The organism is Nocardia sp. NPDC051052 (assembly GCF_044456045.1).
GTDB lineage: Bacteria > Actinomycetota > Actinomycetes > Mycobacteriales > Mycobacteriaceae > Nocardia.
The window spans coordinates 149,542-176,051 of record NZ_JBITFL010000017.1; the positions used below are offsets into that span (position 1 = coordinate 149,542).

29 protein-coding genes and 1 tRNA gene are annotated in these 26,510 nt (G+C 65.8%); 18 read left to right on the top strand and 12 right to left on the bottom strand.

Annotated features, from left to right (window positions below; translation table 11 throughout):
* Positions 1-96: 96 nt before the first annotated feature.
* Positions 97-3,573, top strand: a complete 3,477-nt coding sequence (locus ACIBCN_RS39505) for a DNA-directed RNA polymerase subunit beta (protein WP_396997345.1) — start codon at positions 97-99, stop codon at positions 3,571-3,573.
* 51 nt (positions 3,574-3,624) lie between these two features.
* Here ACIBCN_RS39505 and ACIBCN_RS39510 read toward each other — a convergent pair whose 3' ends face one another.
* Both ACIBCN_RS39510 and dapA read right to left on the bottom strand, forming a co-directional pair.
* Positions 3,625-5,160: a DHA2 family efflux MFS transporter permease subunit gene (locus ACIBCN_RS39510; RefSeq protein WP_396997348.1), complete on the bottom strand. Its 1,536-nt coding sequence runs from the start codon at positions 5,158-5,160 to the stop codon at positions 3,625-3,627.
* A gap of 27 nt (positions 5,161-5,187) precedes the next feature.
* Entirely contained in the window at positions 5,188-6,093 is a 906-nt protein-coding gene (gene dapA / locus ACIBCN_RS39515) for a 4-hydroxy-tetrahydrodipicolinate synthase (RefSeq protein WP_396997349.1), read from the bottom strand.
* Positions 6,094-6,164: 71 nt separating this feature from the next.
* Between dapA and ACIBCN_RS39520 the strand changes: the two genes are divergently transcribed.
* On the top strand, positions 6,165-7,064 hold the full coding sequence (locus ACIBCN_RS39520) for a LysR family transcriptional regulator (RefSeq protein ID WP_396997351.1): 900 nt from the start codon (positions 6,165-6,167) through the stop codon (positions 7,062-7,064).
* Here the strand turns inward: ACIBCN_RS39520 and ACIBCN_RS39525 are convergent.
* Positions 7,049-7,741 (bottom strand): EthD domain-containing protein, encoded by a 693-nt coding sequence (locus ACIBCN_RS39525; RefSeq protein ID WP_396997353.1) that lies wholly within the window; start codon positions 7,739-7,741, stop codon positions 7,049-7,051. The genes ACIBCN_RS39520 and ACIBCN_RS39525 overlap by 16 nt on opposite strands.
* Before the next feature lie 70 nt (positions 7,742-7,811).
* Between ACIBCN_RS39525 and ACIBCN_RS39530 the strand changes: the two genes are divergently transcribed.
* The 4 genes from ACIBCN_RS39530 to ACIBCN_RS39545 all read left to right on the top strand — a co-directional run bounded on the left by ACIBCN_RS39530 (position 7,812) and on the right by ACIBCN_RS39545 (position 11,644).
* Positions 7,812-8,432, top strand: coding sequence for a VOC family protein (locus ACIBCN_RS39530; RefSeq protein ID WP_396997355.1), 621 nt, complete (start codon positions 7,812-7,814; stop codon positions 8,430-8,432).
* 54 nt (positions 8,433-8,486) lie between these two features.
* Positions 8,487-9,932: an MFS transporter gene (locus ACIBCN_RS39535; protein ID WP_396997357.1), complete on the top strand. Its 1,446-nt coding sequence runs from the start codon at positions 8,487-8,489 to the stop codon at positions 9,930-9,932.
* A 50-nt stretch (positions 9,933-9,982) separates the two neighbouring features.
* A complete protein-coding gene (locus tag ACIBCN_RS39540; RefSeq protein ID WP_396997358.1) occupies positions 9,983-10,633 on the top strand; it encodes a class I SAM-dependent methyltransferase in 651 nt (216 codons plus the stop codon).
* A 282-nt stretch (positions 10,634-10,915) separates the two neighbouring features.
* Positions 10,916-11,644, top strand: a complete 729-nt coding sequence (locus tag ACIBCN_RS39545; protein ID WP_396997359.1) for a PAS and ANTAR domain-containing protein — start codon at positions 10,916-10,918, stop codon at positions 11,642-11,644.
* Positions 11,645-11,646: 2 nt separating this feature from the next.
* Here the strand turns inward: ACIBCN_RS39545 and ACIBCN_RS39550 are convergent, their stop codons facing one another.
* Positions 11,647-12,369: a GAF and ANTAR domain-containing protein gene (locus ACIBCN_RS39550; protein WP_396997360.1), complete on the bottom strand. Its 723-nt coding sequence runs from the start codon at positions 12,367-12,369 to the stop codon at positions 11,647-11,649.
* A gap of 237 nt (positions 12,370-12,606) precedes the next feature.
* Between ACIBCN_RS39550 and ACIBCN_RS39555 the strand changes: the two genes are divergently transcribed.
* Positions 12,607-12,683: transfer RNA gene (locus ACIBCN_RS39555), tRNA-Pro, on the top strand.
* A 474-nt stretch (positions 12,684-13,157) separates the two neighbouring features.
* Positions 13,158-13,385: a helix-turn-helix transcriptional regulator gene (locus ACIBCN_RS39560; RefSeq protein ID WP_396997362.1), complete on the top strand. Its 228-nt coding sequence runs from the start codon at positions 13,158-13,160 to the stop codon at positions 13,383-13,385.
* A gap of 540 nt (positions 13,386-13,925) precedes the next feature.
* Here ACIBCN_RS39560 and ACIBCN_RS39565 read toward each other — a convergent pair.
* Entirely contained in the window at positions 13,926-14,234 is a 309-nt protein-coding gene (locus tag ACIBCN_RS39565) for a hypothetical protein (RefSeq protein ID WP_396997364.1), read from the bottom strand.
* Positions 14,235-14,676: 442 nt separating this feature from the next.
* Positions 14,677-15,144, bottom strand: a complete 468-nt coding sequence (locus tag ACIBCN_RS39570) for a hypothetical protein (protein WP_396997366.1) — start codon at positions 15,142-15,144, stop codon at positions 14,677-14,679.
* A 93-nt stretch (positions 15,145-15,237) separates the two neighbouring features.
* Between ACIBCN_RS39570 and ACIBCN_RS39575 the strand changes: the two genes are divergently transcribed.
* Together ACIBCN_RS39575 and ACIBCN_RS39580 are read left to right on the top strand one after the other, a co-directional pair.
* Complete coding sequence (locus tag ACIBCN_RS39575; protein WP_396997367.1) at positions 15,238-15,924, top strand: helix-turn-helix transcriptional regulator; 687 nt, start codon at positions 15,238-15,240, stop codon at positions 15,922-15,924.
* A 179-nt stretch (positions 15,925-16,103) separates the two neighbouring features.
* Positions 16,104-16,709 (top strand): DUF2249 domain-containing protein, encoded by a 606-nt coding sequence (locus tag ACIBCN_RS39580; protein WP_396997369.1) that lies wholly within the window; start codon positions 16,104-16,106, stop codon positions 16,707-16,709.
* Positions 16,710-16,757: 48 nt separating this feature from the next.
* On the opposite strand, the gene ACIBCN_RS39585 is transcribed toward ACIBCN_RS39580, so the two are convergent.
* From ACIBCN_RS39585 to fdxA, 5 genes are all read right to left on the bottom strand, one after another.
* Positions 16,758-17,231, bottom strand: a complete 474-nt coding sequence (locus ACIBCN_RS39585) for a universal stress protein (protein ID WP_396997370.1) — start codon at positions 17,229-17,231, stop codon at positions 16,758-16,760.
* A 14-nt stretch (positions 17,232-17,245) separates the two neighbouring features.
* On the bottom strand, positions 17,246-17,614 hold the full coding sequence (locus ACIBCN_RS39590) for a carboxymuconolactone decarboxylase family protein (protein WP_396997371.1): 369 nt from the start codon (positions 17,612-17,614) through the stop codon (positions 17,246-17,248).
* Positions 17,615-17,693: 79 nt separating this feature from the next.
* Positions 17,694-18,128, bottom strand: coding sequence for a hypothetical protein (locus ACIBCN_RS39595; protein WP_396997373.1), 435 nt, complete (start codon positions 18,126-18,128; stop codon positions 17,694-17,696).
* Complete coding sequence (locus tag ACIBCN_RS39600) at positions 18,125-18,868, bottom strand: helix-turn-helix transcriptional regulator (RefSeq protein WP_396997375.1); 744 nt, start codon at positions 18,866-18,868, stop codon at positions 18,125-18,127. The genes ACIBCN_RS39595 and ACIBCN_RS39600 overlap by 4 nt, the downstream gene beginning before the upstream one ends.
* Positions 18,865-19,215: a ferredoxin gene (fdxA, locus tag ACIBCN_RS39605; protein WP_396997376.1), complete on the bottom strand. Its 351-nt coding sequence runs from the start codon at positions 19,213-19,215 to the stop codon at positions 18,865-18,867. Before fdxA ends, ACIBCN_RS39600 begins: the two co-directional genes overlap by 4 nt.
* Positions 19,216-19,451: 236 nt before the next feature.
* On the opposite strand from fdxA, the gene ctaD reads away from it, so the two are divergent.
* Entirely contained in the window at positions 19,452-21,188 is a 1,737-nt protein-coding gene (ctaD, locus tag ACIBCN_RS39610; protein ID WP_396997405.1) for a cytochrome c oxidase subunit I, read from the top strand.
* A gap of 164 nt (positions 21,189-21,352) precedes the next feature.
* Here ctaD and ACIBCN_RS39615 read toward each other — a convergent pair whose 3' ends face one another.
* Positions 21,353-21,679 carry a cupin domain-containing protein gene (locus ACIBCN_RS39615; protein ID WP_396997378.1) on the bottom strand — a complete coding sequence of 109 codons (327 nt, stop codon included), beginning with the start codon at positions 21,677-21,679 and terminating at the stop codon, positions 21,353-21,355.
* Positions 21,680-21,798: 119 nt separating this feature from the next.
* Between ACIBCN_RS39615 and ACIBCN_RS39620 the strand changes: the two genes are divergently transcribed.
* The 7 genes from ACIBCN_RS39620 to ACIBCN_RS39650 all read left to right on the top strand — a co-directional run bounded on the left by ACIBCN_RS39620 (position 21,799) and on the right by ACIBCN_RS39650 (position 26,489).
* A complete protein-coding gene (locus ACIBCN_RS39620; protein ID WP_396997379.1) occupies positions 21,799-21,924 on the top strand; it encodes a hypothetical protein in 126 nt (41 codons plus the stop codon).
* A 13-nt stretch (positions 21,925-21,937) separates the two neighbouring features.
* The gene (locus ACIBCN_RS39625) at positions 21,938-22,345 is read left to right on the top strand and encodes a VOC family protein (RefSeq protein WP_396997381.1); all 408 of its coding nucleotides are present in this window, start codon (positions 21,938-21,940) and stop codon (positions 22,343-22,345) included.
* Positions 22,346-22,646: 301 nt separating this feature from the next.
* Entirely contained in the window at positions 22,647-23,012 is a 366-nt protein-coding gene (locus ACIBCN_RS39630) for a DUF488 domain-containing protein (RefSeq protein ID WP_396997382.1), read from the top strand.
* Positions 23,009-23,809 (top strand): uracil-DNA glycosylase, encoded by an 801-nt coding sequence (locus ACIBCN_RS39635; RefSeq protein WP_396997384.1) that lies wholly within the window; start codon positions 23,009-23,011, stop codon positions 23,807-23,809. The genes ACIBCN_RS39630 and ACIBCN_RS39635 overlap by 4 nt, the downstream gene beginning before the upstream one ends.
* A gap of 16 nt (positions 23,810-23,825) precedes the next feature.
* Complete coding sequence (gene tal, locus ACIBCN_RS39640; protein ID WP_396997386.1) at positions 23,826-24,962, top strand: transaldolase; 1,137 nt, start codon at positions 23,826-23,828, stop codon at positions 24,960-24,962.
* Positions 24,959-26,203, top strand: a complete 1,245-nt coding sequence (locus ACIBCN_RS39645) for an NAD(P)/FAD-dependent oxidoreductase (protein WP_396997387.1) — start codon at positions 24,959-24,961, stop codon at positions 26,201-26,203. The genes tal and ACIBCN_RS39645 overlap by 4 nt, the downstream gene beginning before the upstream one ends.
* Before the next feature lie 4 nt (positions 26,204-26,207).
* Complete coding sequence (locus ACIBCN_RS39650) at positions 26,208-26,489, top strand: hypothetical protein (protein ID WP_396997389.1); 282 nt, start codon at positions 26,208-26,210, stop codon at positions 26,487-26,489.
* Positions 26,490-26,510 lie beyond the last annotated feature (21 nt).

The window sequence follows — 26,510 nt, forward strand, 5'->3', positions numbered from 1 at the left end:
TTGACGTGGTGTTCGCTTCTTGCGGTGTGCGAGTTTGGTTCGGGTAGGTGACCACACGCAATTCATCAGCAGTGTGAGGTCGCGGAAGGACGCACCGTGTCAGTCTCGTCCCAAAAAGTCACCACTACAGCCCAGGTAGTCGCCGCAATCCCCGGCGCCCCGAAACGGGTGTCGTTCGCCAGAATCCGTGAACCCTTGGATGTGCCGGGCTTGCTCGACGTGCAAACCGACTCCTTCGAATGGTTGATCGGCGCGCCGGAATGGCGGGCGCGTGCCGCCGCGCGTGGCGAGAACAGCACCGCGGGCGGCCTCGAAGAGGCGCTCGCCGAGCTCTCGCCGATCGAAGACTTCGCGGGCACCATGTCGCTGTCGCTGTCCGACCCACGATTCGAAGAGGTCAAGGCCTCCATCGACGAGTGCAAAGACAAAGACATGACCTACGCGGCGCCGTTGTTCGTCACCGCGGAATTCATCAACAACAACACCGGTGAGATCAAGAGCCAGACGGTCTTCATGGGAGATTTCCCGATGATGACCGACAAGGGCTCCTTCATCGTCAACGGCACCGAGCGCGTCGTCGTCGCCCAGTTGGTTCGTTCGCCGGGTGTCTACTTCGACCACTCCGTCGACAAGACCACCGAGAAGGACCTGCACAGTGCGCGGGTTATCCCCGCCCGTGGGGCATGGCTGGAGTTCGACATCGATAAGCGCGATTCCGTCGGAGTCCGAATCGACCGCAAGCGTCGCCAGCCGGTCACCGTGCTGCTCAAGGCTTTCGGCTGGACCGCCGAACAGATCATCGAGCGTTTCGGGTTTTCCGAGATCATGATGTCGACGCTGGAAAAAGATCACACGGCGGGCACCGACGAGGCGCTGCTCGACATCTACCGCAAGCTGCGTCCGGGCGAGCCGCCGACCAAGGAGTCCGCGCAGACCCTGCTGGAGAACTTGTTCTTCAAGGAGAAGCGCTACGACCTGGCGCGCGTTGGCCGCTACAAGATCAACAAGAAACTGGGTCTCGATATCGACTCGGCCACGTTGACCGAGGCAGACCTCGTCGCGATCATCGAGTACCTGGCGCATCTGCGCGTGGGCGACAAGACCATGACCGCAGAGGGCGGCGTCGAGGTGCCGATCGGGGTCGACGACATCGACCACTTCGGCAACCGACGCGTCCGCACGGTCGGCGAGCTGATCCAGAACCAGCTCCGAATCGGCTTGTCGCGCATGGAGCGGGTGGTTCGCGAGCGGATGACGACGCAGGACATCGAGGCGATCACGCCGCAGACCCTGATCAACATCCGCCCGGTCAGCGCGTCGATCAAAGAGTTCTTCGGCACTTCGCAGCTGTCGCAGTTCATGATGCAGGACAACCCGCTCGCGGGCCTCACCCACAAACGCAGGCTGTCGGCGCTCGGCCCCGGCGGCCTGTCCAGGGAACGGGCCAGCATCGAGGTTCGCGATATCCACTTCAGCCACTACGGGCGGATGTGCCCTATCGAAACGCCGGAAGGCCCGAGCATCGGTCTCATCGGCTATCTTTCGGTGTTCGCCCGGGTCAATCCGTTCGGTTTCATCGAGACGCCGTACCGCAAGGTCGTCGACGGGCAGGTGACCGACGAGGTGGTTTATCTGACCGCCGATGAAGAGGAACGGTATATCCGCGCCCAGGCCAACTCTCCGGTCGACGCCGAAGGACGACTGGTGGAGCACAAGGTCCTCGCGCGGCGCTTCGGCGACGAGGTGGAGTTCGTCGCGCCGGTCGAGGTCGATTACATGGATGTCTCACCGCGCCAGATGGTGTCGGTCGCGACGGCCATGATCCCATTCCTCGAGCACGACGACGCCAACCGCGCTCTAATGGGTGCGAACATGCAGCGTCAGGCCGTTCCGCTGATCCGCTCCGAGGCCCCCCTGGTTGGCACCGGCATGGAACTGCGGGCCGCCATCGACGCGGGCGACGTCGTCGTCAACGAGAAAGCCGGTGTGGTGGAAGAGGTTTCGGCCGACTACCTCACCGTGATGGCGGATGACGGCAGCCGCAAGAGTTATCGCCTGCGCAAGTTCGCTCGGTCGAATCAAGGCAACTGCGTCAACCAACGACCGATCGTCGACGAGGGCGCGCGGGTCGAAGCGGGACAGGTGCTTGCCGATGGTCCATGCACCGAGAACGGCGAGATGGCGCTGGGCAAGAACCTGCTCGTCGCGATCATGCCGTGGGAAGGCCACAACTACGAGGACGCGATCATCCTGTCGCAGCGCCTCGTGGAAGAGGACGTACTCACCTCGATCCACATCGAAGAGCACGAAGTCGACGCTCGCGACACGAAATTGGGCGCGGAGGAGATCACCCGCGATATTCCGAACATCTCCGACGACGTGCTCGCCGATCTCGATGACCGCGGCATCATCCGGATCGGTGCCGAGGTCCGCGACGGTGACATTCTCGTCGGCAAGGTGACGCCCAAGGGCGAGACCGAGCTGACTCCCGAAGAACGTTTGCTGCGTGCGATTTTCGGCGAGAAGGCCCGCGAGGTCCGCGACACCTCACTCAAGGTGCCGCACGGTCAATCCGGGAAAGTCATTGGCATCCGGGTCTTTTCGCGTGCCGACGATGATGACCTGCCTCCCGGTGTCAATGAGCTGGTGCGCGTGTATGTGGCGCAGAAGCGCAAGATCCAGGACGGCGACAAGCTCGCCGGTCGCCACGGCAACAAGGGTGTTATCGGCAAGATCCTGCCGACCGAAGACATGCCGTTCATGCCGGACGGCACCGCGGTCGACATCATCCTGAACACCCACGGTGTGCCGCGTCGGATGAACATCGGCCAGATCTTGGAGACCCACCTCGGGTGGATCGGCAAAACCGGCTGGGAGGTCAAGGGTGCACCCGATTGGGCCGCGACGCTGCCGGCGGAGATGCTGGCCGCGCCCGCGAACAGCAATATCGCCACCCCGGTGTTCGACGGCGCCCGCGACGAGGAGTTGACCGGGTTGCTCGGCTCGACGCTGCCCAATCGCGACGGCGATGCGATGGTCGGCGCGGATGGCAAGGCGACGCTGTTCGACGGCCGCTCCGGCGAGCCGTTCCCGTACCCGGTGGCAGTCGGCTACATGTACATCCTGAAGCTGCACCACTTGGTCGACGACAAGATCCACGCCCGTTCGACCGGTCCGTACTCGATGATCACCCAGCAGCCGCTCGGTGGTAAGGCACAGTTCGGTGGTCAGCGCTTCGGTGAAATGGAGTGCTGGGCCATGCAGGCATACGGCGCTGCCTACACGCTGCAGGAACTGCTCACCATCAAGTCCGACGACATCGTGGGCCGGGTGAAGGTCTACGAGGCGATCGTCAAGGGCGAGAACATTCCGGAGCCGGGCATTCCGGAGTCGTTCAAGGTGCTCCTCAAGGAACTCCAGTCCCTCTGTCTCAATGTCGAGGTGCTGTCGTCCGACGGCCTCGCCATCGAGCTGCGCGACGGCGACGACGAGGATCTCGACCGTGCCGCGGCGAACCTGGGCATCAACCTGTCCAGGAACGAAGCGGCCACCGTCGACGACCTGTCCAGCTGATAACCATGCGCCGAGATCGCCTGCTGGACAGGCGATCTCGGCGCATGATCGCTAAACGTGAACCGCGGCAACCGCGTCGGTCAAATCCGGATTCTTCGGCTTGGTCCGCGGCAGGAAGAACGCCGGGATCAGGGTGCAGATGATCAACACCAGCGCCACGATGTAGGTGTGGCTGAATGCCGTTGCGGCCTGGCTCAATCCGGTCTCCAGCACGCCGGGCGGCAGCTTGCTCGCGAACTCCGGATTAGCGTTGGCCGCGATCGCCGGCTTGGCGAATTCCTTGTTGTTCAGGAAGTTGGTCAGCACCACCGAGATGGTCGCGGTGCCGATCGAACCGGCGGTCTGGTTGACGATGTTCATCAACGTCGAACCACGGGCGACCTGCTGATGGCTCAGCGTCTGGATGGCCGCGGTCATGATCGGCATCATCGTGCAGCCCATCCCGAGACCCATCACGAACAGTGCGGCGAGCATCAGCGGGTACGACGTGTCCACGGTGAGCTGGGTGAAGAACACCGTGCTGACCGCGATCAGCGTGATGCCGACCATCACGATCTTCCCCGGCCCGATCTTGTCGACCAGCTTTCCGGCGACCGGCATGGTCACCATCGCGCCCAAACCCTGCGGGATGAGCAGCAATCCGGCCTGCAGCGCCGATTCACCACGGACCTGCTGCAGATACGTCGGCAGCAGCAGCGCGCCGCCGAAGAACGCGATGGCGAACAGCACCATGGTGAGCACCGCGAAGGTCAGCGAACGGTTGCGGAACAGATGCAGATCGATCAACGGATGCTCCGTGCGCAGCGCGTGGAACACGAACAACACCATCAGAACAGCGCCGATAATCGCTGGCAGCAACACCTTCGTCGCGACCACGGTGCCCTCGCCCGGAATGGACGAGACACCGAACAGGAACAACGCGAGTCCCGGCGAGGCGAGCAGCATGCCGAGGAAGTCGAACGACTCCGACGGCTCCGGCTTGTCCGCGGGGAACACGACATAGGCCAGCACCAGCGCGATGATGCCGATCGGCACATTGATCAGGAAGATCCACTGCCAGTGGAATTCGATCAGCCAACCGCCGAGGATCGGGCCGCAGATCGGGCCGAGCAGCATCGGCACGCCGAGCACCGCCATCACCCGGCCGACGCGCTGCGGGCCTGCCGCGTGCGTCATGATCGTCATGCCCAGCGGCATCAGCATGCCGCCGCCGATGCCCTGGATCACGCGGAATGCGATGAGCGACTCGATATTCCATGCGGTGGCGCACAGCACGGACCCGAGTACGAAGAATGTCAACGCCGCCATGTACAGGCGTTTGGTGCCGAACCGGTCCGCTGCCCACCCGGTGAGCGGAATGACGGTGGCAAGAGCCAGCGTGTAGCCGGTGATCGTCCACGCCGCGATGGCGTAGCTCGTCTCGAATTCGGCTTGGAAGGTGGGGAGCGCGATATTGACGACGGTGATGTCGAGGATCGACATGATCGCGCCGAGCACGACCACGCCTGCCACTTTCAAGACCGCCGGGTCTAGTTTGTCGGCGGTTGGGTCAGGCCCCGTCGCCTGATTATCCGGAGGTTGAGTCACCGCTTCAGCGTTGCACCTCTTCGCCTCCTACACCAGCAATTTCTCTGGCAATTCGGCAGCACAATTTTCGAACGCGGCCAGAGCGGCGGCTGTGGCGAGGTCACTGGCGGGCAGCAGTGGCAGCCGAACCGCCGGACTGGGGATGCGTCCCTGCGCCGCCAGGACCGCTTTGATGACGGTCGGGTTGGGTTCGGCGAACAGGGTGGTGGACAGCCCGGCGAGGCGATGGCCGAGGGCGCGGGCCTCGTCCAGCCGACCGTCCCGCCAGGCCGCGATGAGGGCGGCGAACGACCCGGTCACCAGAATCGACGAGGCGAGAATGCCGCCTGCCGCGCCGAGAGCGAGCAGCGGCGCGAGGTAGAGGTCGTCGCCCGCGAGAACAGCGAAATCGGCTGGGCGCGTTCGCATCAGCTCGATCGTGGTGTCGTCGATACTGCCGACGGCGTGTTTGACACCGATGATGTTCGGGTGTTGGGCCAGCTGACGGAGGGTGTCGGCGCTGAGCGTGCGGCCGGTGCGGTACGGAATGTTGTAGATGACCAGCGGCACGGGGCTGGTGTCGGCGAGCGACCGGAAGTGGGCGAGCACACCCGCCTCGGAGGGCCGCGTGTAGTACGGGACGACGGTGAGCGCCGCGGTGATGTGCGGGCTGAGCGCGGTGACCGCCTCGATCGAGTCGGCCGTGGAGTTCGAGCCGGCGCCGACGATCAACTGGCCGTGACGTTCTCGGCACACGCGGGCGCAGATCTCGACGACGAGTGCGCGCTCCACGGCGCTCAGGGTGGCGGCTTCGGCGGTGGTGCCGAGCGCGACGAGTCCGGTCGCGCCGTCGGCCAAGGCCGCGTGCGCCAGTCCTTCCAGCGCGTCGGCGGCTAGCGCGCCGTCGGCGGTGAACGGCGTGACAAGGGGGACAAATAAGCCTGCGAGCGTCATAGGTATGAGCTTGACCAGATTGAATCTTCAGGTCTAGTTCACGTTTCTATGGTCGAGCATAAGATCGGCTGATGCTCGATATTCGCAAGTTGCGGCTGCTGCGCGAGCTGGCGCATCGCGAGACCATCGCCGCGGTCGCCGACGCGCTCGCCTACACGCCTTCGGCCGTCTCCCAGCAGCTCAGCGCGCTGGAACGGGAGGCAGGCGTGCCGTTGCTCGAGCGGACCGGGCGACGCGTCACGCTGACCCCGGCCGCCCGCACGCTCGTCGAGCACGCGGAGACGATCCTCGCGGTGCTCGAACAGGCGGCCGCCGAGCTCGCCACCACCCGTGCCGAACTGACCGGAACGCTGCGGATCGGGGCATTCCCGACCGCGGTTCGAACCATCCTGTCCCCCGCGCTCGTCGCGTTGAGCCGGGACCATCCCGGCCTCGAGCTGATGGTGACCGAGCTGGACCCGGCGACCGCGCCCGCGGCGTTGCGCGCGGAAACCCTGGACGTCGCGCTGATTCAGGAGTACGACTATGTGCCCGTCGAGCCGGACCCGGCATTGGATACCGAGCCCCTGCTCGAGGAGACCATCTATCTGGCTGCGCTTTCCGGCGAGTCGCTGGCGTCGTGGCGCGAAACCTCATGGATCGCAGGCACTCCCGATACGTTGTGTCACACGATGACCGTGCGTGCCTGTCAGGCAGTGGGATTCACGCCCCGGATTCGGCATCATGCCGACGACTTCGGCACCGTGCTCGCGCTCGTCGCGGCCGGGCAGGGGGTGGCGCTCGTTCCGGAGCTCGGCGCGTTGACATGCCCGGCGGAAGTCACGTTGACGCCGCTGACGACGCGGCGGCGGACCCTACTGGCGTATCGGCGAGGTACCGGGAACCATCCCGCCGTTCTCGCCGCCCGCTCGGCGTTGCGTACTTCGGTGGCGGCCATCGAGGCCGCGGGGTTATCTCAGCGCAGCAAGTAGCGGCTGGTCGGCACCACATCGATGTCTCGGTCGGCGCCGAAGGTGTTGACGCTCTTCATCAGTCGTTCGATGCGGCGCGTCAGTTCGGCGTTGTCGCCCGCGCTGCCGTAGAACGCGTGCGGGTCGGCGAGAGCCTCGATCGGGAACAGTTCCTCGACGATGGCCGCCACGTCGGGGGCCGCGTCGGTGACGGGTTCGAGTACGAGATTCTGGACGTACCCGAAGGTCGCCTGGGTGGCGATGGCGACCTCGGCGTGCTGGTCGCGCCAGCGATGTAGCCATTCGGCGTGCGACAGCGTATCGGGTCGGCGCAGGAACGCGAGGTTGGCCAGGCCCGATGCCCGTTCGCGCAGCGGAACGAGGGGCGGCTCGATCGGCCGCGTCTCCTCGACGTGCCAACCGGCGAGCCGCTTCGCGACCGAGGCGAGAACGTCTGCGACGGCATCGGTTTCACGCCGGCCCGGGAGCCACACGCTGATCACCGCCGCCACCGGTTCGTCGAAGGCGGTCAGCCGCAACATCGCGTCCGCTACCGCGGCGTCGGAGATATTCGCCTGCACCGCAACGGTTCCGGCGGCCGTCAGGCGGGCGGTCAGTTCGTCGGCGAGCAGGTCGCCGATGCCCCACAGTGCGAACATCACCTTCATCGCGCGGCCACTTTCTGTAACACGTTTCACTTCGGCGCAGCGTAGCTCACTCCGAGTGAGCACAAGTCCCAGTGCGCGAAATCGACGGTAGCTTTGCGGAGTGAGTGGTTTGGATCACCTTGTGCTCGCAACGCCTGATCTCCCGGGGACGGTAGCTGCGGTTACCCGGCTGCTCGGGGAGGCGCCAATAGCGGGTGGCCGGCACGACGGCCGGGGAACGCGCAATTTTCTGCTCGGCCTCGGCGACGGCGGCTATCTCGAGATCATCGGTCCGGACGATGACCAGCCCGCGCCAGCACTCCCCCGGCCGTTCGGGGTCGATGAGCTGACCGAACCGCGGCTGATCACCTGGGCGGTGCGGGTGACCGACATCGATGCGGCCATTGCCGCGGCCCGCATGGCCGGATACGACCCCGGCACGGCTTCCGACATGTCCCGCGACACCCCCGCCAGGCAGTCGCTGCGCTGGCGACTGACGCTGTCGCGCGACGGTAGCCACACGGGCGTGGTTCCGTTCCTTATCGACTGGGGTGCGACCGCGCATCCGTCAGCGAGCCTGCCGCAGGTGACGCTGCGTGGCCTCGAGGCCGTGCACCCGGATCCCGTGGAGACCGCTGCCCGCCTGCGCGCGTTGTCGGCCGATCTCGCCGTGCGACCAGGCCTGCGAGGGGGCCTCATCGCCACCCTCGACGGCCCGAACGGCAGCATCACGCTGCTCTGAATATTTGCCAACGCCTCGGGTAATCGGTGCGCACTGACCGAAGGTGGGTGGGCTGTGAAGACGATATCGACCGATATTCCGGCGCGGCTGGATCGGTTGCCGTGGTCGCGCTGGCATTGGATGGTGGTGATCGGGCTCGGATCCGTCTGGATCCTCGACGGCCTCGAGGTCACCGTCGTCGGCAGCGTGGCGAGTCGGCTTTCTGAACCTGGTAGCGGCATAGCCATCACCGCCGCACAGGTTTCCGGGCTCGCCGCGGCGATGTATGTCGCCGGGGCAGGCTGCGGCGCGCTGTTCTTCGGTTGGCTCACCGATAGATTCGGCCGCAAGAAGCTGTTCCTCATCACGCTCGCGGTGTATCTGTTCGCGACAGCCATGACGGCACTGTCGTTTTCGATGTGGTGGTTCATCCTGTTCCGCTTCCTCACCGGATTCGGCATCGGCGGTGAATACGCGGCGATCAACTCCGCCATCGATGAGCTCATCCCGCGGAAGTATCGGGGGCGCATCGACATTGTCATCAACGGGACGTTCTGGCTCGGCGCGGTCGGCGGTTCGTTGCTGTCGATCGTGGCGCTCAACACCAACCTGTTCCCGGCGAACATCGGCTGGCGCTTGACCTTTGCGCTCGGTGCCGTGTTCGGGCTGATCATTCTGGTGGTCCGTCGTCACGTACCGGAAAGTCCGCGGTGGATGTTCATTCATGAGCGCGAGGACGGGGCCGAGGAAACCGTCGCCGACATCGAAAAGCAGGTCCGCGCCGACACCGGACGCGAGCTAGAGGATGTGTCGGATCAGCGGATCGAGATTCACCAGCGGCGCACCATCAGCTTCCGCGAGATCGCCGAGGTAATGGTGAAGCGGTATCCGAAGCGCGGCGTGCTCGGCCTCTCGCTGTTCATCGGGCAGGCGTTTCTGTACAACGCCATCACCTTCAATTACGCGCTCATCCTGTCGAAGTCGTTCCACGTGGCCGACGATCGGGTCGGGTATTACTTCGCCGTAATCTGTTTCGGCAACTTCCTCGGGCCGCTGCTGCTCGGCAAGCTGTTCGACACGGTAGGGCGCAAGCCGATGATCGCGGGCTGCTACATCGGCTCCGCGGTGCTCTTGTTCGGCACCGCTTGGCTTTTCGCGGCCGGGGTGTTGTCCGCGGTGACGCTCACCGCGTGCTGGACCGCGGTGCTGTTCGTCGCCTCGTGTGGCGCCAGCGCGGCGTATCTCACGGTAAGCGAGATCTTTCCGATGGAGACGCGCGCCATGGCCATCGCGTTCTTCTATGCCATCGGGACCGTGGCGGGTGGCGTGACCGGGCCGCTGGTGTTCTCGAAACTGGCCGCCGACGGCGACCTGGGCAAGACCGCGCTGGCCTTCGCCATCGGGGCCGCCGCGATGTTCGCCGCCGGACTGGTCGAGTTGGCGTATGGGGTGAAGGCGGAGGGTCGTTCGCTCGAGGACATCGCGAAACCGTTGAGTGCCACCGCCGCCGAGGCTGCCTAAATTGTCTCAGACGGTTTAGTCTGAGGTCAGTCGCACCGAAGGGGACACCGATGTCAGCCGCCATGTCGCACGCACCGACCCGCACCTTCAACAGCCTCGTCACCCATGGTTGGAATCGACTGGCCAGGGTGTACAACATCCCCCTGATGCAGCGGGTCGCCTACCGGCCACCGCAGGACGAGATCATCGGACAGCTGCGGCAGCATGATATTCGCCGGATTGCCGATGTCGGTTGCGGCACAGGGATTCTCGCGTCTCGCATTCAACAAGACCTGAAGCCCGACTCGGTGTACGGCTGCGACGCCTCTGTCGGCATGTTGCGGCAGGCGAAAGCCCGCTCCAGTTCGGTGAATTGGGTCAACCGCCGGGCCGAGGATCTTGGGCTGCCCGACGCGGCGGTCGATGCCGTCGTCTCGACGCACGCCTTTCACTTCTTCGACCATCCGGCGGCGCTGGCGGAGTTTCACCGGATCCTCTCCCCCGGTGGACTACTCGCGATCGTGCTGATCAATCCGCGCCACCGGTTCGCGCAGTTGTTGCAGCCGACGTCGCTGCAAAATGTCGCGCACTTCCCGTCACCCGATGCGATGCGGTCGCTCGTCGAGGCGGCCGGATTCCGGATCACCGAGCAGCGTGCGGTGCACAGGCCGCTCCCTGCCCCGTTCGTGCCGGACGTGCTGACGGTCGCCCGGCGCGTGTGACCGGAGAGTCGCTGTGCGACAACCTCGCTCGACCCAGCGGGCCGACAGCTCTCCCGCCGCCTGGACCCGGTAGCCCGATTTCCGACGTTGCGCGCACGGCCCACTGATACGTCTGACTCCGACATTCCGCCAGGTCACCTCCCTTCCTATCCCCCAACCTGCCTCGCCGAAGAACTGTCGGTGCGCCCAGGTACTGTTGTCGACCGGAACGCGCTGCCCCAGACCCCGTCAGCCGACCGAATTCGATACCGACATCGGTCTTAGGTGGAGAGGGGCAGGTCGTTGGATCAGTCTGCTGATGTTCCGGACGTCGCACACGGGGGCGAAACTTCGAACGCACTACTCGTCGGTGCCATCGGGACCGAGACGGCTCGACCCGTCGAGGAGGTGCTCGGCGCGGGCCAGGTGCAAAGCGCGGGCACCTTTCGCTTCTGGCTGGCCGATCAGCGCTGGGAATGGTCCGACGAGGTCGCGCTCATCCACGGTTACCAGCCGGGCGCGGTCCAGCCGTCCACCGAATTGCTGCTGTCACACAAGCATCCCGAGGATCGAGAGCAGGTGGCGAACACCATCGCCCGCACGGTCGAGACAGGCGAACCCTTCTGCAGCCGCCACCGGATCATCGACACCAAAGGGTGCGTGCGTCACGTCCTGGTCGTCGGCGACGACATGACCGACGACAACGGTACCGTCATCGGCACGTCAGGGTATTACGTCGACATCACCAACGCGCTCGAAGAGGACCGCAGGCAAACCCTCGACGGCGCGCTACCCGAGCTGTACTCCACGCGGGCCGAGATCGAGCAGGCCAAAGGCGCGCTGATGCTCATCTACGGCATCACGGCCGAGCAGGCGTTCCGGGTGCTCATCTGGCGCTCCCAGGAGACCGGCGCCAAGCTGCGCGCGCTGGCCGCCCAACTCGTGTCCGAGGTCACCACGCTGGACGGGCCGATGGTCGAACTCCGCACCCGGTTCGACCACCTGCTACTGACCGTGCACGAACGCATGTGAACTCAACGGTCGAGAATCTTGCTCGCGTCGATGGTGCGGTCTACCACGGCACGAGCAAGATCCGGTAACCGCCCTCGCGTACGGCGGGCGTAGCCGCGCAGCGCGTCGAACGCGGCCTCAGGATCGAGATCGCCGTGCGCGGCCAGCATGCCCTTGGCCTGCTCGATGACAACGCGACTCTGCAACGCCAACTCCAATTGCCCGTTGACCGTCTTGTGGTCGGCGAGCAACCTCGCCTGCAGGATGGCGATGCTCGCGATATCGGCCAGCGCCTGCCCGATATGCAGAGCATCCTCGGTCAGCTGCTCCGCGCCGGCACTGAACAGATTCAGCGCGCCGACTCGGTCCATGCGCAGCCGCAGCGGCAGCGCGTACACCGACTGAAAACCGTCCAGCAGAGCCTGTTTGGCGAACGCGGGCCACCGGTCGCGCGCCTCCTCGAGATCCTCGACGATCACCCGCTCGCCATGGCGATACGACTGCACACACGGCCCATCCTGCGCCTGAATCTGCAGCAACTCCAACCAGCGTGTCGCCTCACTCGTCGACGCCAGCACCTTCAGCTCACCATCCTGACCCGCCAGCAACACCGCGGCGGTATCGACGGGTAGCAGGTCGACGGCGCGATCCAACAGCTCCTGCACCACGTCCACCGGGTCGTAGTCCTCCACCAGCGAGTCCGCCAGCTGCACAAACGCCTCGACCAGTCGCCGCTCCCGACTCATACTCGCCGTCTCCTTCGGTTCCGCCGGCACCCGAGGGCCCGGCACTTTCGTACAGTCGAGAATGCCCCCACTGCCCGCCACCAATCGACCCCCACCATCGGACCCCCGTCACACCCCCTGCGCCCGACCAGGTTTCACGCCACCCGCCGCCCCCTCCGCCACGCCGCTCACCAGGCGATTCGCTCCCCTGGGCTCACCTGAGGTAATCTCTTCGAGCGCCCAGCAATGGGCGCGGAACGGGCTGTGGCGCAGCTTGGTAGCGCACCTGACTGGGGGTCAGGTGGTCGCAGGTTCAAATCCTGTCAGCCCGACCAGGTCAGAGGCGGTTTCCGCCTCTGACCTCGTTGGTTCTATGGACCAATCTTGGACCAGGGCGCTAGCCCCGGGTCCAACGGTCCTTGCAGGTAGAGACGTAGTCAACGGGTCTAACGGGCGGTCACGGGGTCTTGGACCAAGTTGTGGTCCCGTTCGAGATGCGCCTTCGCCCGCGAGCAACACCGGATGGATGCCGGATGGTTGCGAGGGTTCTCGGCGTCGGCATACCCTGCTAGAGCGCCCTGTTTGTGGGTGCTTCCCGGTAACCGCGGAAGCGGAGGCGGATGCAGCGCCAGCCGACCACCTCGTGATCTCGCTGAGGGTGGTCGATCCCATTCCATTCGGCCGATCTGTCCGCGGCCGGATGTCTGCGGGAGAACTGGTATCCAGCGTCGATCGGCGTGGACATTCGCCCAAGACTATCGGTGTCTTCGGCTCTCGGTGCCCTGCCCGATCATGCGAGGGGGTATGCCATGGCCGAGTCGGATCACGAACCTCTGTCACTGCTCGAGCAGCGGATGTACACGACGGGGCAGGTTTCTCGGATCCTGGGTGTGGACGCGTCGACATTGCGACGATGGCGACGCGGAACACCGGTCGAGGGGCCAGGATTCGTTCGGATCTCCGAACGTGTGGCCAAGTATCCAGAGAGCGATCTGGAGGCCTACCTGGAGGCGCGCCACATCAAGCCGGTGGCGTGAGGAGTCTCCGACCGCGCAACGTCCCGGCTGGCATCGAAGGGGGTGCCACGCGATGAGTGGCGCCGTCGAAACCCCCATCGGGATCAAACTGACCCCCGATATCGAAACCCTCCAAACCAAAAGGGGCGGCAAGCCTTTCCGGGCGCGACTGCGTTGGCAGGACCCGGCAACGAAGGAACGTCGATCCAAGTCTGAGAGCTTCGAAACCGCGACTCGCGCCGGATCGCGGCAGACAGCTCCACCTTCGCGTAACGCGGCGGCACGATCGACTCGTGGGTCCCCGGATTGTGGACAGTACCGAAGGTCTTGCACCACAACCGCGTCGGTGATGTCAAAAGCTACCTGTACCAACAGCTTCCGATGACAACCGGTGTCGGGGTTCACCGGTAAGTGGCTCACGGATCGCTGCACAGCCAGTCGAGCCGGCCAGCATTCGCGGCCCCGGTGCTGGCAGCGGCACAGGTGAAACCCCATGGCGGACAAGCCGATCAGATCGGCGGCTTCGGCCTGCCAGGCGGTGGCTGGTCGCGGCGGGATCGGTCAGTCGATGGTGACGGTGATGGCGCTGTGGATGACGGTGACGCTGACCCCGGCCAGGTGGTGGGTGATCATCGTCGCGATCGGCTGAATGTGTCGGTCGCGGCGGGCGACGACGGCGAGGGTGTGCGCGTCGATGATGTCGATGGTGGCGAGATCGTTCACGGTGGTGGCGGCGACGCTGTCGTGTGGCAGCGTCGGAGCGGGTAGCGCGCATACCGCGTTCTGGATTCGGGTGATCGCGCTGACCGTAGGGGGCCGGTTCTCGGCGGGCCGGTGGGCGGCGGGCGGGGGCAGGGTCGCGGCAGTCATCGCGCTCTCCTCGGGGTCATCTGATAATGAATCCTGCTTGTGGAGTCGCCCGGGCTGGTTCCGGCCGAAGACGGTGGACTGCGCTGCGCTGGTGCGTGCTACAGCCCCTACGGCTCGGCGAACCTCACACAACTTATTTTATACAACGATGGCTTGTAAGAATAGGAGGAGCGTCACATCCCAGGAGTTGACCTTGCGGACCGAAGACGCCCAGTTTCAACGAGTTTCACGTAGCGGCCGACCGGCTGTGCCAAGTGCCCGGGATGCCCGGTGGCAGCCGGGACGTGCTCGGCCGGGGTGCGAATTCGAGCGGCGACGCCCATCGCGATCGGTTGCCCCACATGCAGATCCGCCACGACCACCGCAGCGGCAGCGGCAGCAGTACGGGCCCCGCACTGCTGAGTGCGGGGCCCGAGGTCCTATGGGCGGGAGTCGACGGAGATCAGCCGGTGACGCCGGTTCGGCGACGACGCCAGGGGGGATCGTAGACCGAGGCCAGGCGGGCGAGAGTGAGTGCGGCGAACAGCAATCCCACGTCGCGCAGGGCGATGTCGTAGTAGCCGGGGTAGCTGACGAGGTTGATCACGATGCCTGCCAGCCAGGCCGCGACGATGTAGGCGGCGTAGCGCGGTTTGATCGCCACCGCGACCCCCGCGACGATCTCGATCACCCCGACCACGAACATGCTCTGGTGCACGGTCAGCGGGCTCAGGTCCGCGATCCACGGCGCCAGATACTGATCCCAGTTGGTCAGCACACCGGTGAACTTGTCGATGCCGAACCACACCGGCAACACGATGAAACCCGCGCGTAGCAGCGCGTACGCGCCGTAGGCCGGGTCGGTGCGGATCCGGTGCAACGCCTCACTGAACTGTCCGACCGCGGGTGCGTGTTGGGACGCGACGGTCATGGTCACCACCTCCTGTATCGAGAAGAAATCCTGATTTTAGATTCGCACCCTGCGGTGATTTAGTCAAGATAGTTTTGCGATAGAATCGAGTTCATGATCGACAACCCTGGATCGCCGATGGACGCGGTGGACCAGATCGGCGCACTGGCTGATCCGCTGCGCCGACGCCTGTATGAGTTCGTGCGCAACTACGGTGTGCCGGTCTCGCGTGACCAGGTCGGCGAGGCGACCGGGATCGCGCGTGCCACCGCGGCCTATCACTTGGACAAACTGATCGAGCATGGGCTCCTGGCCGCGGACTACGCGCGCCCGGCGGGACGCGGCGGGCCCGGAGCGGGGCGCCCGGCCAAGCTGTACCGCCGGGCCGAACAGGAGGTCACCGCCAGCGTGCCGCTCCGTGACTACGAGTTGCTCGCGCGGCTACTGGCCGACGCGGTCTCCAGCGAGCCCGACGGCGCCGTCGGGGCCGCACTCGCGAGTGCGGCCCGCGAAGCCGGTCGCACTGCGGCCCAGGAGGCCGAGTCCGGTGGCGGTGACACCGCCGAGCAGCTGCTGGCCGCTTTGCGCTCGTGCGGCTATCAGCCCCACCGCGACGGCGCTCGCATCGAACTGCGCAACTGCCCGTTCCACCGGCTCGCCTGTCGGCATCGCGACCTGGTCTGCGGACTCAATCTGTCGCTGATCACCGGCATGATCGACGCCGCACACGACCCCAGCATGGCCCATCTTGCCCCCCGCCCCGGTCATTGCTGCGTCGTCATCGACCGCCCAGAATCCTGACCCGCGGGGCTACCGCGCGCAGGTAGATGACTCGCTGCGTTCGAGCTGGCCCGGCGGTGCCATCAGGCGAGCGGTGCCGCGCCGTGACCGATCTCATCGGAGGAAGGGCTGCGCGCGAGGACCCCTCCAGTCTATTTTTACAAGACTAGATTGTATTTATCTATTCGTGGAGGTGGACGATGTCCGAGGCGGAGCTGGCTGCGGAGTTGGATGTGCGCGAGATTCGCAAGCCCGACAAACATCCGGCGATCTTCGTGCGATTCGACGCGCTGGCGGTCACAGAGTCGTTTGTGCTGGTGAACAACCATTATCCGCGGCATCTTCGCGAGGAGTTCGAGGTCGAGTACCCGGGCGGTTATGGGTGGGAGGTGGTCGAGGACGGGCCACGGGTGTGGCGGGTGCGGATCGCCAAGACCGCCTCGACGCCGTTGCCGCGGATCCTCACCGACACCGCTACCGCCGATCCTGGGCAACCCGCGACCACGGGTGCGGTATGGACGCTGCCGATGCGGCACCGGGATCTGGACTCCAACATCATCCGGCTCGCCCCGCAGGGTCGGATCGACACCCACCGGGGCCCGGATGCGGATGTGCTGGTGCACGTGCTGGCCGGTTCGGGCACGCTGAACACCGAGACCGGCGAGCTCGACCTCGCCCCTGGGGTGCTGGTGTGGTTGCCGCGCCGATCGCAACGGGCCTTCACCGCAGGACCGGACGGGTTGCGGTATCTCACGGTGCACCAGCGCCGACAGGGGCTCGTGCTGGATCCGATCGGCGACCGCTGACACAGGTGCAGTGGATGTTGCTGGCCCTGCGGCGTGCGAGGTGGTTTGTTACGGCACGACGGTGACGGGGCAGCCCGACCGGCGGGTGAGCCGGACCGGCACCGATCCGGCCAGGCGATGCCACCACTGGCTCGACTGGCCGACGACCACGATGTCGGCGCCATGCTCCTGGGCCAGGCGAGCCAGCTCGACGGCGGGATCCCCGGTGCGACTGATGAACGTCCATGACACGGCGAGTCCATCCAGGATCGCCGCGGCCGCAGCCGCGGCGTGGGCGACGCGAGCGTCGTCGTCGGCGAGTTCGGTGACAGTGACGATACCGGGGGCCAGACCGGCCAACGAGGCGCCTGTGGCGACTCGGTTGACGTGGGTGACATCCAGCGTGGCGTGCAGGCGGCACGCGACTCCGGCGGCGTAGGCCAAGGCGTGCTCGGCGGGCAGGGAGGCGTCGAACCCGACGACGATCACCGGGGTGCGGGTGTGTTCGCGCTGCCCGCGGCGCGGCTGGATTTGCTCGGTCATCGCAGTGGGTCGTGTCAGCGGTCGGTGCCCGGCGTGGGTGTCGGCTGCGAGTGCGCGGAATGGGTGTCGAGGGTGTGCAGCGCGATGGTGGAGTGAGCGAAGGCGGCACCGGCGCGCATCTCGGCTGCGACCCAGATCGCCTCCATGATCTCGTCGTCGCCGGCCTGGCGTCGGGCCAGTGTGGTGTGCCCGGCGATGCAGTACGGACACTGGGTGGCGTGGGCGACCGCGACCGCGATGAGCTGCTTGGTCTTGGTGGGCAGCGCGCCGGGTGCGAACACGCGATTACTGAATTCGTCGAACGCGGCATGGATCTCGGGAGCCAAGCGGCGGCGCTGCTCGGCGAGTTCGCGCGTCGCGACGGGATAGACCGGATCGTTCATCTGGGCACTCTCCTTATCGGGGTGGTCAATGGTCTCACCGTGTGTTGTCACGTCATACGGGTGTTCGGCGGGTAGCGGGTCAGCCGACCGCCCCGGCCAGCACGACAATGCCGCCGGTGAGCAGCGCGGCGACCTTCACGGTTTCCAGTCCCACGTAGGCGTAGTGGGCGTGGGAGCGAGGCGCGTCGTCCCCAGCCAGAACGGCGTTGCTGCGCCGGGTCAGTCGCGGCCGCACGAACACCAGCTGAGCCAGCAGCATCGCCACGGCCACCGCGACCGCGACAACAGATGCGCGAGCGGGCGGGTCGATGACCAGAGCGGCCACCACGACGCCCGCGAGCAGGATTTCGACACTGTTGAGGGCACGGAAGACCAGGCGGCCGATACCGAGCCCGATCGCCACGCTGACACCGGGTGCCCGGAATTTCAGCGGCGCTTCCACAAACGAGATCGCCACGACCATGCCGAGCCAGACGAACACGACCGCGGTGATCACGGCCCCGGCGGTGCTCATGGCGTGGTTCCTGTCGCTGTTGTGGTAGCCGAGCGTGCGCCGGTGGCCCTCAGGTGGGCCAGGCACAGATCCGGTTCGGCGAACGGCTCGAGCCGATCGACAGTCACCGGCGCATGCTGGGACTCCAGCACGCCCTGCATCAGGCCCAGATGCACCGCGCACACCAGATCGGGGCGCACCCCGGCCGATCCCGGCGGCCCGCCGGTCATGTCCAGGAATGGGCAGTGCCGCAACCGGATTCGAGTCGGTTCGGCGGCCTCGTCGAAGTGCGGGGCGAAGTCCAGGTGGTCGAGCACCTCCACCAGGGTCCCGACCGCTTGTGCCGCCGATGGCACCACACCAGCTGAGGGCGCGGGCTTTATCAGCTGGCGTCCCCAGCCTCGGCCCGCGCGGCTCGCGTGGGCGGCGGGGTCAGGTTCGGTGGCGAGCTGGGCGGTGAGGATCTCCGCGAGCACCCGGTAGTTGCGCGGCCCGGCTGGGTCCATGCCCGGGTAGGCGCGAAACATTTGCGGAGGACGCCCCGGCCCGCTCCGGTCGGACTGGACGCGTTCGGCCTGCCCGGCCGATACCAGCGCATCGAGGTGGAAGCGCACCGTATTCGGGTGCAGATCCAGCTGCGCGGCCAGTTCGAGAATGCTCAACGGCACCGGCGATGCCCGCAAGCTCGCCAGAACGTCGGCGCGGCGACCAGTGCCGCGCCCAGCAGGCGAGGTTTCCGGAGGTGTCGGTGGTGTGGTCATGATCGGATACTCCGTTTCGGCAACCCGGCCACCAGTGGGGCGTCTACCCCGAGCGGACCGAGTTTCGTAGCACCCCCAGGAGAACCGATCCGATCCTCGTGGGCGGGCAGGGGCTGGAAGAAGAACGCGGCGTTGTCCTCGCGGTACGCCTCGAGCTCGGCGGGCAGATCGTCTTCGTAGTAGATCGCCTCGACCGGGCATACCGGCACACACGCCCCGCAGTCGACGCACTCGTCGGGGTGGATGTAGAGGGCCCGGGCGCCCTCATAGATGCAATCCACCGGGCACTCCTGGACACAACCGCGGTCCATCACATCCACACACGGTTCACCGATCACATACGCCATACCCTATTTATACAACGAATCTTCGGATAAACTAAGGGCTACGGTGACGCACCCCGCAGCGATGTCCGGCACAACCGCCGCGCGCCTCGGGAGGCCGACCAGATAGTTCCCGGACACGTCGTCCCTGACTGGCCAGCACCGGCCGTGCTTGTCGTCGAGATGGGTTTGTCGAGGAGGATTCTGTGGCTGCACCTGCTGTGACCCGGGTCGAGGCGCTGCGCCCGTTCCCCGCGCGGATGGGGCCCAAGGGGGCGGCGATCTGGAAGATCCTCACCACCACCGACCCGAAACTGCTCGGGGTCATGTACGTATTCACCGCGATGTCGTTCTTCCTGATCGGCGGGCTGATGGCGCTGCTCATGCGCACCGAACTCGCGCGCCCCGGTCTGCAGTTCCTGTCCAACGAGCAGTACAACCAGCTGTTCACCATGCACGGCACGATCATGCTGTTGTTCTATGCGACCCCGATCGTGTTCGGCTTCGCCAATTGTGTGCTGCCGCTGCAGATCGGTGCCCCCGACGTGGCGTTCCCACGGTTGAACGCGTTGAGCTACTGGCTATATCTGTTCGGTGCCAGCATCGCTACCGCCGGGTTCATCACTCCCGGTGGCGCCGCGGATTTCGGGTGGACGGCCTACATCCCGTTGAGCGATGTCCTGCATTCCCCCGGCGTCGGTGCCGATCTGTGGATCATGGGCGTCGCGGTCTCCGGTGTGGGCACCATCCTGGGGGCGGTCAACATGATCACCACTGTCGTCTGTCTGCGCGCCCCAGGCATGACCCTGTTCCGGATGCCGATTTTCACCTGGAATATCTTCATCACCAGCGTGCTTGTCCTCGGGGCGTTTCCGATCCTGACCGCCGCGATGATGGGCCTCGAGGTGGACCGACACCTGGGTGGGCACATCTACGACGCGGCCAACGGCGGCCCGATCCTGTATCAACACCTGTTCTGGTTCTTCGGTCACCCCGAGGTCTACATCGTCGCGATACCGTTCTTCGGGATCATCACCGAGATCATCCCGGTGTTCAGCCGCAAACCAGTCTTCGGCTACACCAATATGGTCTATGCGACGGTCGCCATCGCGGCACTGTCGACTGCGGTGTGGGCGCACCACATGTTCGCCACCGGCGCGGTGCTGCTCCCGTTCTTCTCCCTCATGTCATTTCTGATCGCGGTACCGACCGGAGTGAAGTTCTTCAACTGGATCGGCACCATGTGGAAAGGGCAGTTGACGTTCGAAACACCCATGCTGTGGGCTTTGGGGTTCATCATCACCTTCTTGTTCGGTGGCCTGTCCGGAGTGATTCTGGCCAGCCCGCCGCTGGACTTCCACATCACCGACAGCTATTTCATCGTGGCGCATTTCCACTATGTGCTGTTCGGCACGATCGTGTTCGCCACCTTCGGCGGCATCTACTTCTGGTTCCCCAAATTCACCGGCCGCTTCCTCGACGAACGCCTCGGCAAACTCCACTTCTGGACCACGTTCCTCGGCTTCCACGCCACGTTCCTGGTGCAGCATTGGCTCGGCGCCGAGGGCATGCCGCGCCGCTACGCCGACTACCTGCCCAGCGACGGATTCACCACGCTCAACACCATCGCCACCATCGGCTCGTTCATCCTCGGGTTCTCGATGATCACGTTCGTGTGGAATGTGTTCAAAAGCTACCGCTACGGCGAGGTCGTCACCGTGGACGACCCGTGGGGCTACGGCAACTCCCTGGAATGGGCGACCACCTGCCCGCCGCCGCGGCACAACTTCTACGAACTGCCCCGCATCCGCTCCGAACGCCCGGCGTTCGAGCTGCACTACCCGCACATGGTCGAACGCATGCGCACCGAATCCCACGTCGGGTGGGGTGCAGCGCGGCGCAACCACCACCCCACACCGGTCCTCGCCGCCGCCCCAGCCGCCAGCGGGCCCAGTACTGCCGGTGCCGAAACCGATCCTCAGCAGGACCTGGGATGACCGAGCCGGTATGTGATGTGACGATGCTGCGCCAGATCAACAAGACCGACGCGGTTGCGGCCCCGCGGTACCTGTCGGTGCAACCACATCCCCGGCCCCGGGTACCCGGAGTGGGCAGGACCATGGTGAACCACGAGCCCGTCACCGCGACCTGCCGGGCCAGCTCACTTGGCTACGGTCAGCAGCACCACGCTGTCCTCGACGGCCTCGAGACTGTGCCGGACGGGCGGGACCACGATCAGATCACCGGTGCGGCCCTCCCAGACGGTGGGCGCGGCGTGCAGGCGTACCCGTCCGCGCAGCACCTGCAGCGTCGCCTCGTCGGAGTTCTCGTGCTCACCCAGCGACGCACCCTCGACCAGTGCGATCACGGTCTGGCGCAGCCGATGCTCGTGCCCGCCGTAGACCGTGGTCGCACTGCGCCGCGCCGACACCGACCGTGCCCGCTCGAGCTGCTCACGCGCGATCGCCTCCAACGAAAACTTCTCCACCGCAACCCCTTTCCGTCAACACCCCGTTCTCATACCCCCCTACGATCCCGCCCACCCAGTGATTCGGTGTGCAAGACACTCGAAGCCGAGGATTGCCCATCACGAGAAGGGAGTTCATTGTGCCCGATCCATTGACCGCACTCACCGAGGCGGAGGTGTCGATTCGGCTCGACGCCCTCAGCCGCGCGCGCTTGACCGACGACAGTGAGCTCATTGTCCCCGTGGGAATCGAACCGGGTTCGTGAAGGGTGGTTTCGGATGGCTTCGGTGACGGTGACATCTTGTGTGCTTCGTGTATCGGACCTGGATCGTTCGATGCGCTTCTACCGCGACGTATTCGAGTGTTCCGGGGCGATCCGTGAGTCGGACGCCGCGCTGATTTTGTCGCCTTCGGGTTTCCAGTTGTATCTGTGCCTGGCCCAACATCATGCTGCATCTGGGATGCGTGGCGTGGGTGTCGAGCAAATTGTCTGGTCGGCCGACAGTGAGACGGAATTGCGTCGGATGGAACAGCGCCTGCGCATCCACTACCCCTCCACCTACACCTACACCCGCAACGGAATCACATTTGTCGACGGTGTCGACCCGGACGGTATTCGCGTGTTGATCACACATCCGACTCCCCAGCAACTGCCACGCGAGGTCATCGATGATCAGTTCCGGTGAGGCATGTGAATCCAGCACTGGCCATAGTGAACAGCCCTGGCAGCGAGGCTATTTCACCACGGTCGACAGCGCCGGGCTTGTCCTGGACTACCTCGACCGTGCGTGGAACCACCAGCAGATCACTACGACGACCGCGACGCGTCCTCACCGACACCACCACCCGGCCGGAACCCACCCACACGTACCGCGCGCGACGCGGCCCGACACACCGCGACCTTCGCCGCCGCCGGGTATCTGAGCCCGGCACATCGCAATGGCAGCGCAGCCGCTGCTGTCATGACAGGTCAGGAGGTAAGCAGATATGAGTAGCCACATCACCTATCACAGGGTTTACGACGAGGTCTCGCCGTCCGATGGTGCGCGGGTGCTGGTCGATCGAGTCTGGCCGCGCGGAATGCGCAAAGACCGCCTCGATCTGACCGAATGGCTGCGCGATATCGCACCATCGACCGAGCTGCGGCGGTGGTACAACCACGAACCGGAACGATTCGCCGAATTCCGCCGCCGGTATCTGGCCGAGCTGAAAGAACCGGGGTACCGCGCGGCCGTTGATCGCCTCGAACAGATCGCTGCTCGCGGAGATGTGACGTTGTTGACCGCCACCAAGGATGTCGACCACAGCCAGGCGGCGGTGCTGGCGCACTGGCTCGAGAAGAAAGCGCGATGAAACCCGCTGGCCCTGCGGCATCCGCGGCGAACCCGAACGCTCGTGACTTCCCGCGCAGCCAGGCCGCCCGCGCCGCTACGACAGCCGAGTTGGACGACCTGCTGACCCGGTGCCGGGCCTGTCCGCGCCTGGTCACCTGGCGCGAACGCGTCGCCGCCACCAAACGCAGTGCCTTCCGCGACTGGGACTACTGGGCCAAACCGGTACCCGGCTTCGGGCCCGCCGATGCCACCCTCGCCATCATCGGCCTCGCGCCCGCGGCACATGGCGGAAACCGCACCGGTCGTATTTTCACCGGCGACCCCTCCGGTGACCTGCTCTACGCAACCCTGCACGCCATCGGGGCCGCGTCCCAGCCCACCGCCACACACCGCGGCGACGGCCTGACCCTGCACGGAGTACGCATTACCGTCCCCGTGCACTGTGCCCCGCCCGACAACCAGCCCACCACCATCGAACGCGACACCTGCCGACCGTGGCTGGCCCGCGAACTCCAGCTTCTGCAACCCCCCCTGTCCGCGATCGTGGCGCTCGGCGGATTCTCCTGGCGCACCCTGCTTCCGGTGCTCGCCGAGGCTGGCTGGGCACTACCGAGACCACGCCCCACTTTCGGTCACGGCCGCCACATCCTGCTCACCAACCAGGCAACTCGACGCGAGCTGCACCTCTACGGCTGCTACCACCCCAGCCAGCGCAACGTATCCACCGGCACCCTGACCGGCGCCATGCTCCGCGACGTTCTGCAGCGCGCTCTGGCAACCACGACACCGGCCGTTCAACAGAGGGCGACCCACTGAACAGAGATGAGGAAATATGAGCGACTCATTGACCGCGCTCACCGAGGCGGGGGTCTCGATATGGCTCGACGACCTCAGCCGCGCGCGCTTGACCGACGGCAGCCTGCAACGCCTGGTCCATGACCGGCATGTGGTGGGGGTGACCACCAATCCTACGATCTTCGCCAAGGCGATCACCGGCAGCGACTGCTATACCGAGCAGATCCGCGATCTCGCGCGCCGCCAGGTCGATGTCGCCACCGCATTGCGGGAGCTGACCACCCACGATGTGCGCTGGGCCTGCGATGTGCTGCGCCCGGTCTACGACGGCACCGCCGGTGTGGATGGTCGGGTGTCGATCGAGGTCGACCCGCGCATCGCCCACGACACCGATCGCACTATCGCTGAAGCCCGCGCCCTGTGGTGGCTGGTGGACCGGCCGAACCTTTTCGTCAAGATCCCCGCTGCCAAGCAGGGCTTACCGGCGATCACGGCGTGCCTGGCCGAGGGTATCGACATCAACGTCACGCTGATCTTCTCGCTGGCCCGCTACCGAGATGTGCTCGACGCCTTCGCCACCGGGCTGGAACAGGCCCTGGCGAACGGTAAAGACATCAGCGCGATCCATTCGGTGGCGTCACTGTTCGTGTCCCGGGTCGACACCGAGGTCGATCAGCGCTTGGACAAGCTCGGCACCGCACAGGCCGCCGCGCTACGCGGCCGCGCGGCGATCGCCAACACCAGGCTGGCCTACCGGCTCTACGAACGATTCGTCGACAGCGACCGGTGGCGGGTGCTGGCCCGGGCGGGGGCACGGCCACAGCGCCCGTTGTGGGCCTCGACCGGGGTGAAAGACCCGGCCTACGACGACACCCGCTACGTTATCGAGCTCGTCGCGCCCGGGGTGGTCAACACGATGCCCGAATCCACCCTGCACGCCGTCGCCGACCACGGCCCGGCGCCCCGCGACAGCATCCACGGCAGCTACCGGCAAGCCCGCCAGGTTCTCGACGAGCTGGCCGGGCTCGGCGTCGACTACGACGATGTCATGACCACTCTGGAAACCGACGGTGTCGCCAAGTTCGACGCCAGCTGGGACCGGCTCGGCACCGACCTCGCCCGCAGTCTCACCGCCCCACCAGCACCACAGGAACAAGACGGCGAGCAGCAATGACCACTCCCAACGAGATCGTGATCGTCGGCGCCGGTCTGGCCGGCGCCAAAACCGCACAAGCGTTGCGTGAGAACAGCTTCGACGGGAAAATCACGCTCATCGGCAACGAAGCCCACCGCCCCTACGAGCGGCCGCCGCTGTCCAAGGACTACTTGCAGCGCAAGGTCGATCGCGGCAGCCTCGACGTCCACGAACCCGGCTACTACGCCCGCCACCACATCGACCTGCGCACCGACACCTGCGTGAGCGCGATCGACCGCGCCACCCACCAGGTCGTCCTCGCCGACGGCGGGCGAATCGCCTATGACCGGCTCGTGCTCGCCACCGGCGCCACCCCGCGCCGACTGCCACTGCCCGGCGCCGACGCCCAAGGGGTGCGGTATCTGCGCAGCGTCGATGACAGCGACCAGCTTCGCGACACCCTGTCCACAGCGGCACAGATCGCGATTGTCGGTGGCGGCTGGATCGGGCTCGAGGTCGCCGCCGCCGCCCGCGCCGCCGGGGTCGAGGCCAGCGTCGTCGTCCGCGCACCCCTGCCGTTGGTCCACATCCTCGGCCCGCAAATCGCGCAGATCTTCGCTGACCTGCACCGCAGCCACGGCGTGGATCTGCGTCTGCACCGCAACGCCACCGAAATCACCACCCGCGATGGCGCCGCGTCCGGGCTACGACTCGACGACGGAACCCACGTCGACGCCGACGCCGTCCTCATCGCCGCCGGCGCTGTCCCCGACACCAGCCTCGCCGAACAGGCCGGACTCGCCGTCGACGATGGAGTTCTCACCGACTCCTCTCTGCGTAGCAGCGACCCGCACATCTACGCCGTCGGTGACATCGCCCGCGCCGAGCACCCCCTGCTGGGTACCCGTATCCGCGTCGAGCACTGGGCCAACGCACTGCACCAGCCCGCCACTGCCGCCGCCTCGATCCTCGACCGCCCCGCCCGCTACGACCGGCTGCCCTATTTCTACACCGACCAATTCGAGCTGAGCATGGAGTACACCGGCTACTCCCCACCCGGCGCCACCAGCCAAGTCGTCATTCGCGGCAATCCCGACCAGCTGCGGTTCATCGCGTTCTGGGTGCGTGAGCAGCGGGTGCTGGCCGCAATGAACGTCAACGTCTGGGACGTCACCGACCCGATCACACAACTGATCCGCCAGCGCACCCCGATCGACACCGCAAGACTCGCCGACCCCACCATGCCGCTCACCGACGCCGCAGCCTCACGGACGGAGTAACGCGATGACCCCAACCATCACCATCGACCCCATCGTCGATCACGAATACCGTGTCCGCATCACAGACGAACACGGCGACACCGCCGAATGCGAGATCATCGTTGCCCTCGACGTCCTCGCCGACCTCGGATTCACCCCCGCCGACGAACACCGCGTCGTACAACACACCGCGGCCTTCCTCGTCGAACACCAACCCGTCCTCGACTTCCCGACACTGGTATACCTCGACGAAGTCGCCGCCGCCTACAACGACTACCCCGAACAACTACACCACCGGCTCGCCTGACACCCACCACCGATCCGCCAC

Excerpts from the sequence above, each read along its gene's own strand:
- dapA (WP_396997349.1), bottom strand. The coding sequence starts at position 6,093 with ATGACGCTCGCAGGCTTATTTGTCCCCCTTGTCACGCCGTTCACCGCC.
- ACIBCN_RS39520 (WP_396997351.1), top strand. The coding sequence starts at position 6,165 with ATGCTCGATATTCGCAAGTTGCGGCTGCTGCGCGAGCTGGCGCATCGC.
- ACIBCN_RS39540 (WP_396997358.1), top strand. The coding sequence starts at position 9,983 with ATGTCAGCCGCCATGTCGCACGCACCGACCCGCACCTTCAACAGCCTC.
- ACIBCN_RS39550 (WP_396997360.1), bottom strand. The coding sequence starts at position 12,369 with ATGAGTCGGGAGCGGCGACTGGTCGAGGCGTTTGTGCAGCTGGCGGAC.
- ACIBCN_RS39560 (WP_396997362.1), top strand. The coding sequence starts at position 13,158 with ATGGCCGAGTCGGATCACGAACCTCTGTCACTGCTCGAGCAGCGGATG.
- ACIBCN_RS39565 (WP_396997364.1), bottom strand. The coding sequence starts at position 14,234 with ATGACTGCCGCGACCCTGCCCCCGCCCGCCGCCCACCGGCCCGCCGAG.
- ACIBCN_RS39570 (WP_396997366.1), bottom strand. The coding sequence starts at position 15,144 with ATGACCGTCGCGTCCCAACACGCACCCGCGGTCGGACAGTTCAGTGAG.
- ACIBCN_RS39575 (WP_396997367.1), top strand. The coding sequence starts at position 15,238 with ATGATCGACAACCCTGGATCGCCGATGGACGCGGTGGACCAGATCGGC.
- ACIBCN_RS39580 (WP_396997369.1), top strand. The coding sequence starts at position 16,104 with ATGTCCGAGGCGGAGCTGGCTGCGGAGTTGGATGTGCGCGAGATTCGC.
- ACIBCN_RS39585 (WP_396997370.1), bottom strand. The coding sequence starts at position 17,231 with ATGACCGAGCAAATCCAGCCGCGCCGCGGGCAGCGCGAACACACCCGC.
- ACIBCN_RS39590 (WP_396997371.1), bottom strand. The coding sequence starts at position 17,614 with ATGAACGATCCGGTCTATCCCGTCGCGACGCGCGAACTCGCCGAGCAG.
- ACIBCN_RS39595 (WP_396997373.1), bottom strand. The coding sequence starts at position 18,128 with ATGAGCACCGCCGGGGCCGTGATCACCGCGGTCGTGTTCGTCTGGCTC.
- ACIBCN_RS39600 (WP_396997375.1), bottom strand. The coding sequence starts at position 18,868 with ATGACCACACCACCGACACCTCCGGAAACCTCGCCTGCTGGGCGCGGC.
- fdxA (WP_396997376.1), bottom strand. The coding sequence starts at position 19,215 with ATGGCGTATGTGATCGGTGAACCGTGTGTGGATGTGATGGACCGCGGT.
- ctaD (WP_396997405.1), top strand. The coding sequence starts at position 19,452 with ATGGGGCCCAAGGGGGCGGCGATCTGGAAGATCCTCACCACCACCGAC.
- ACIBCN_RS39625 (WP_396997381.1), top strand. The coding sequence starts at position 21,938 with ATGGCTTCGGTGACGGTGACATCTTGTGTGCTTCGTGTATCGGACCTG.
- ACIBCN_RS39630 (WP_396997382.1), top strand. The coding sequence starts at position 22,647 with ATGAGTAGCCACATCACCTATCACAGGGTTTACGACGAGGTCTCGCCG.
- ACIBCN_RS39635 (WP_396997384.1), top strand. The coding sequence starts at position 23,009 with ATGAAACCCGCTGGCCCTGCGGCATCCGCGGCGAACCCGAACGCTCGT.
- tal (WP_396997386.1), top strand. The coding sequence starts at position 23,826 with ATGAGCGACTCATTGACCGCGCTCACCGAGGCGGGGGTCTCGATATGG.
- ACIBCN_RS39645 (WP_396997387.1), top strand. The coding sequence starts at position 24,959 with ATGACCACTCCCAACGAGATCGTGATCGTCGGCGCCGGTCTGGCCGGC.
- ACIBCN_RS39650 (WP_396997389.1), top strand. The coding sequence starts at position 26,208 with ATGACCCCAACCATCACCATCGACCCCATCGTCGATCACGAATACCGT.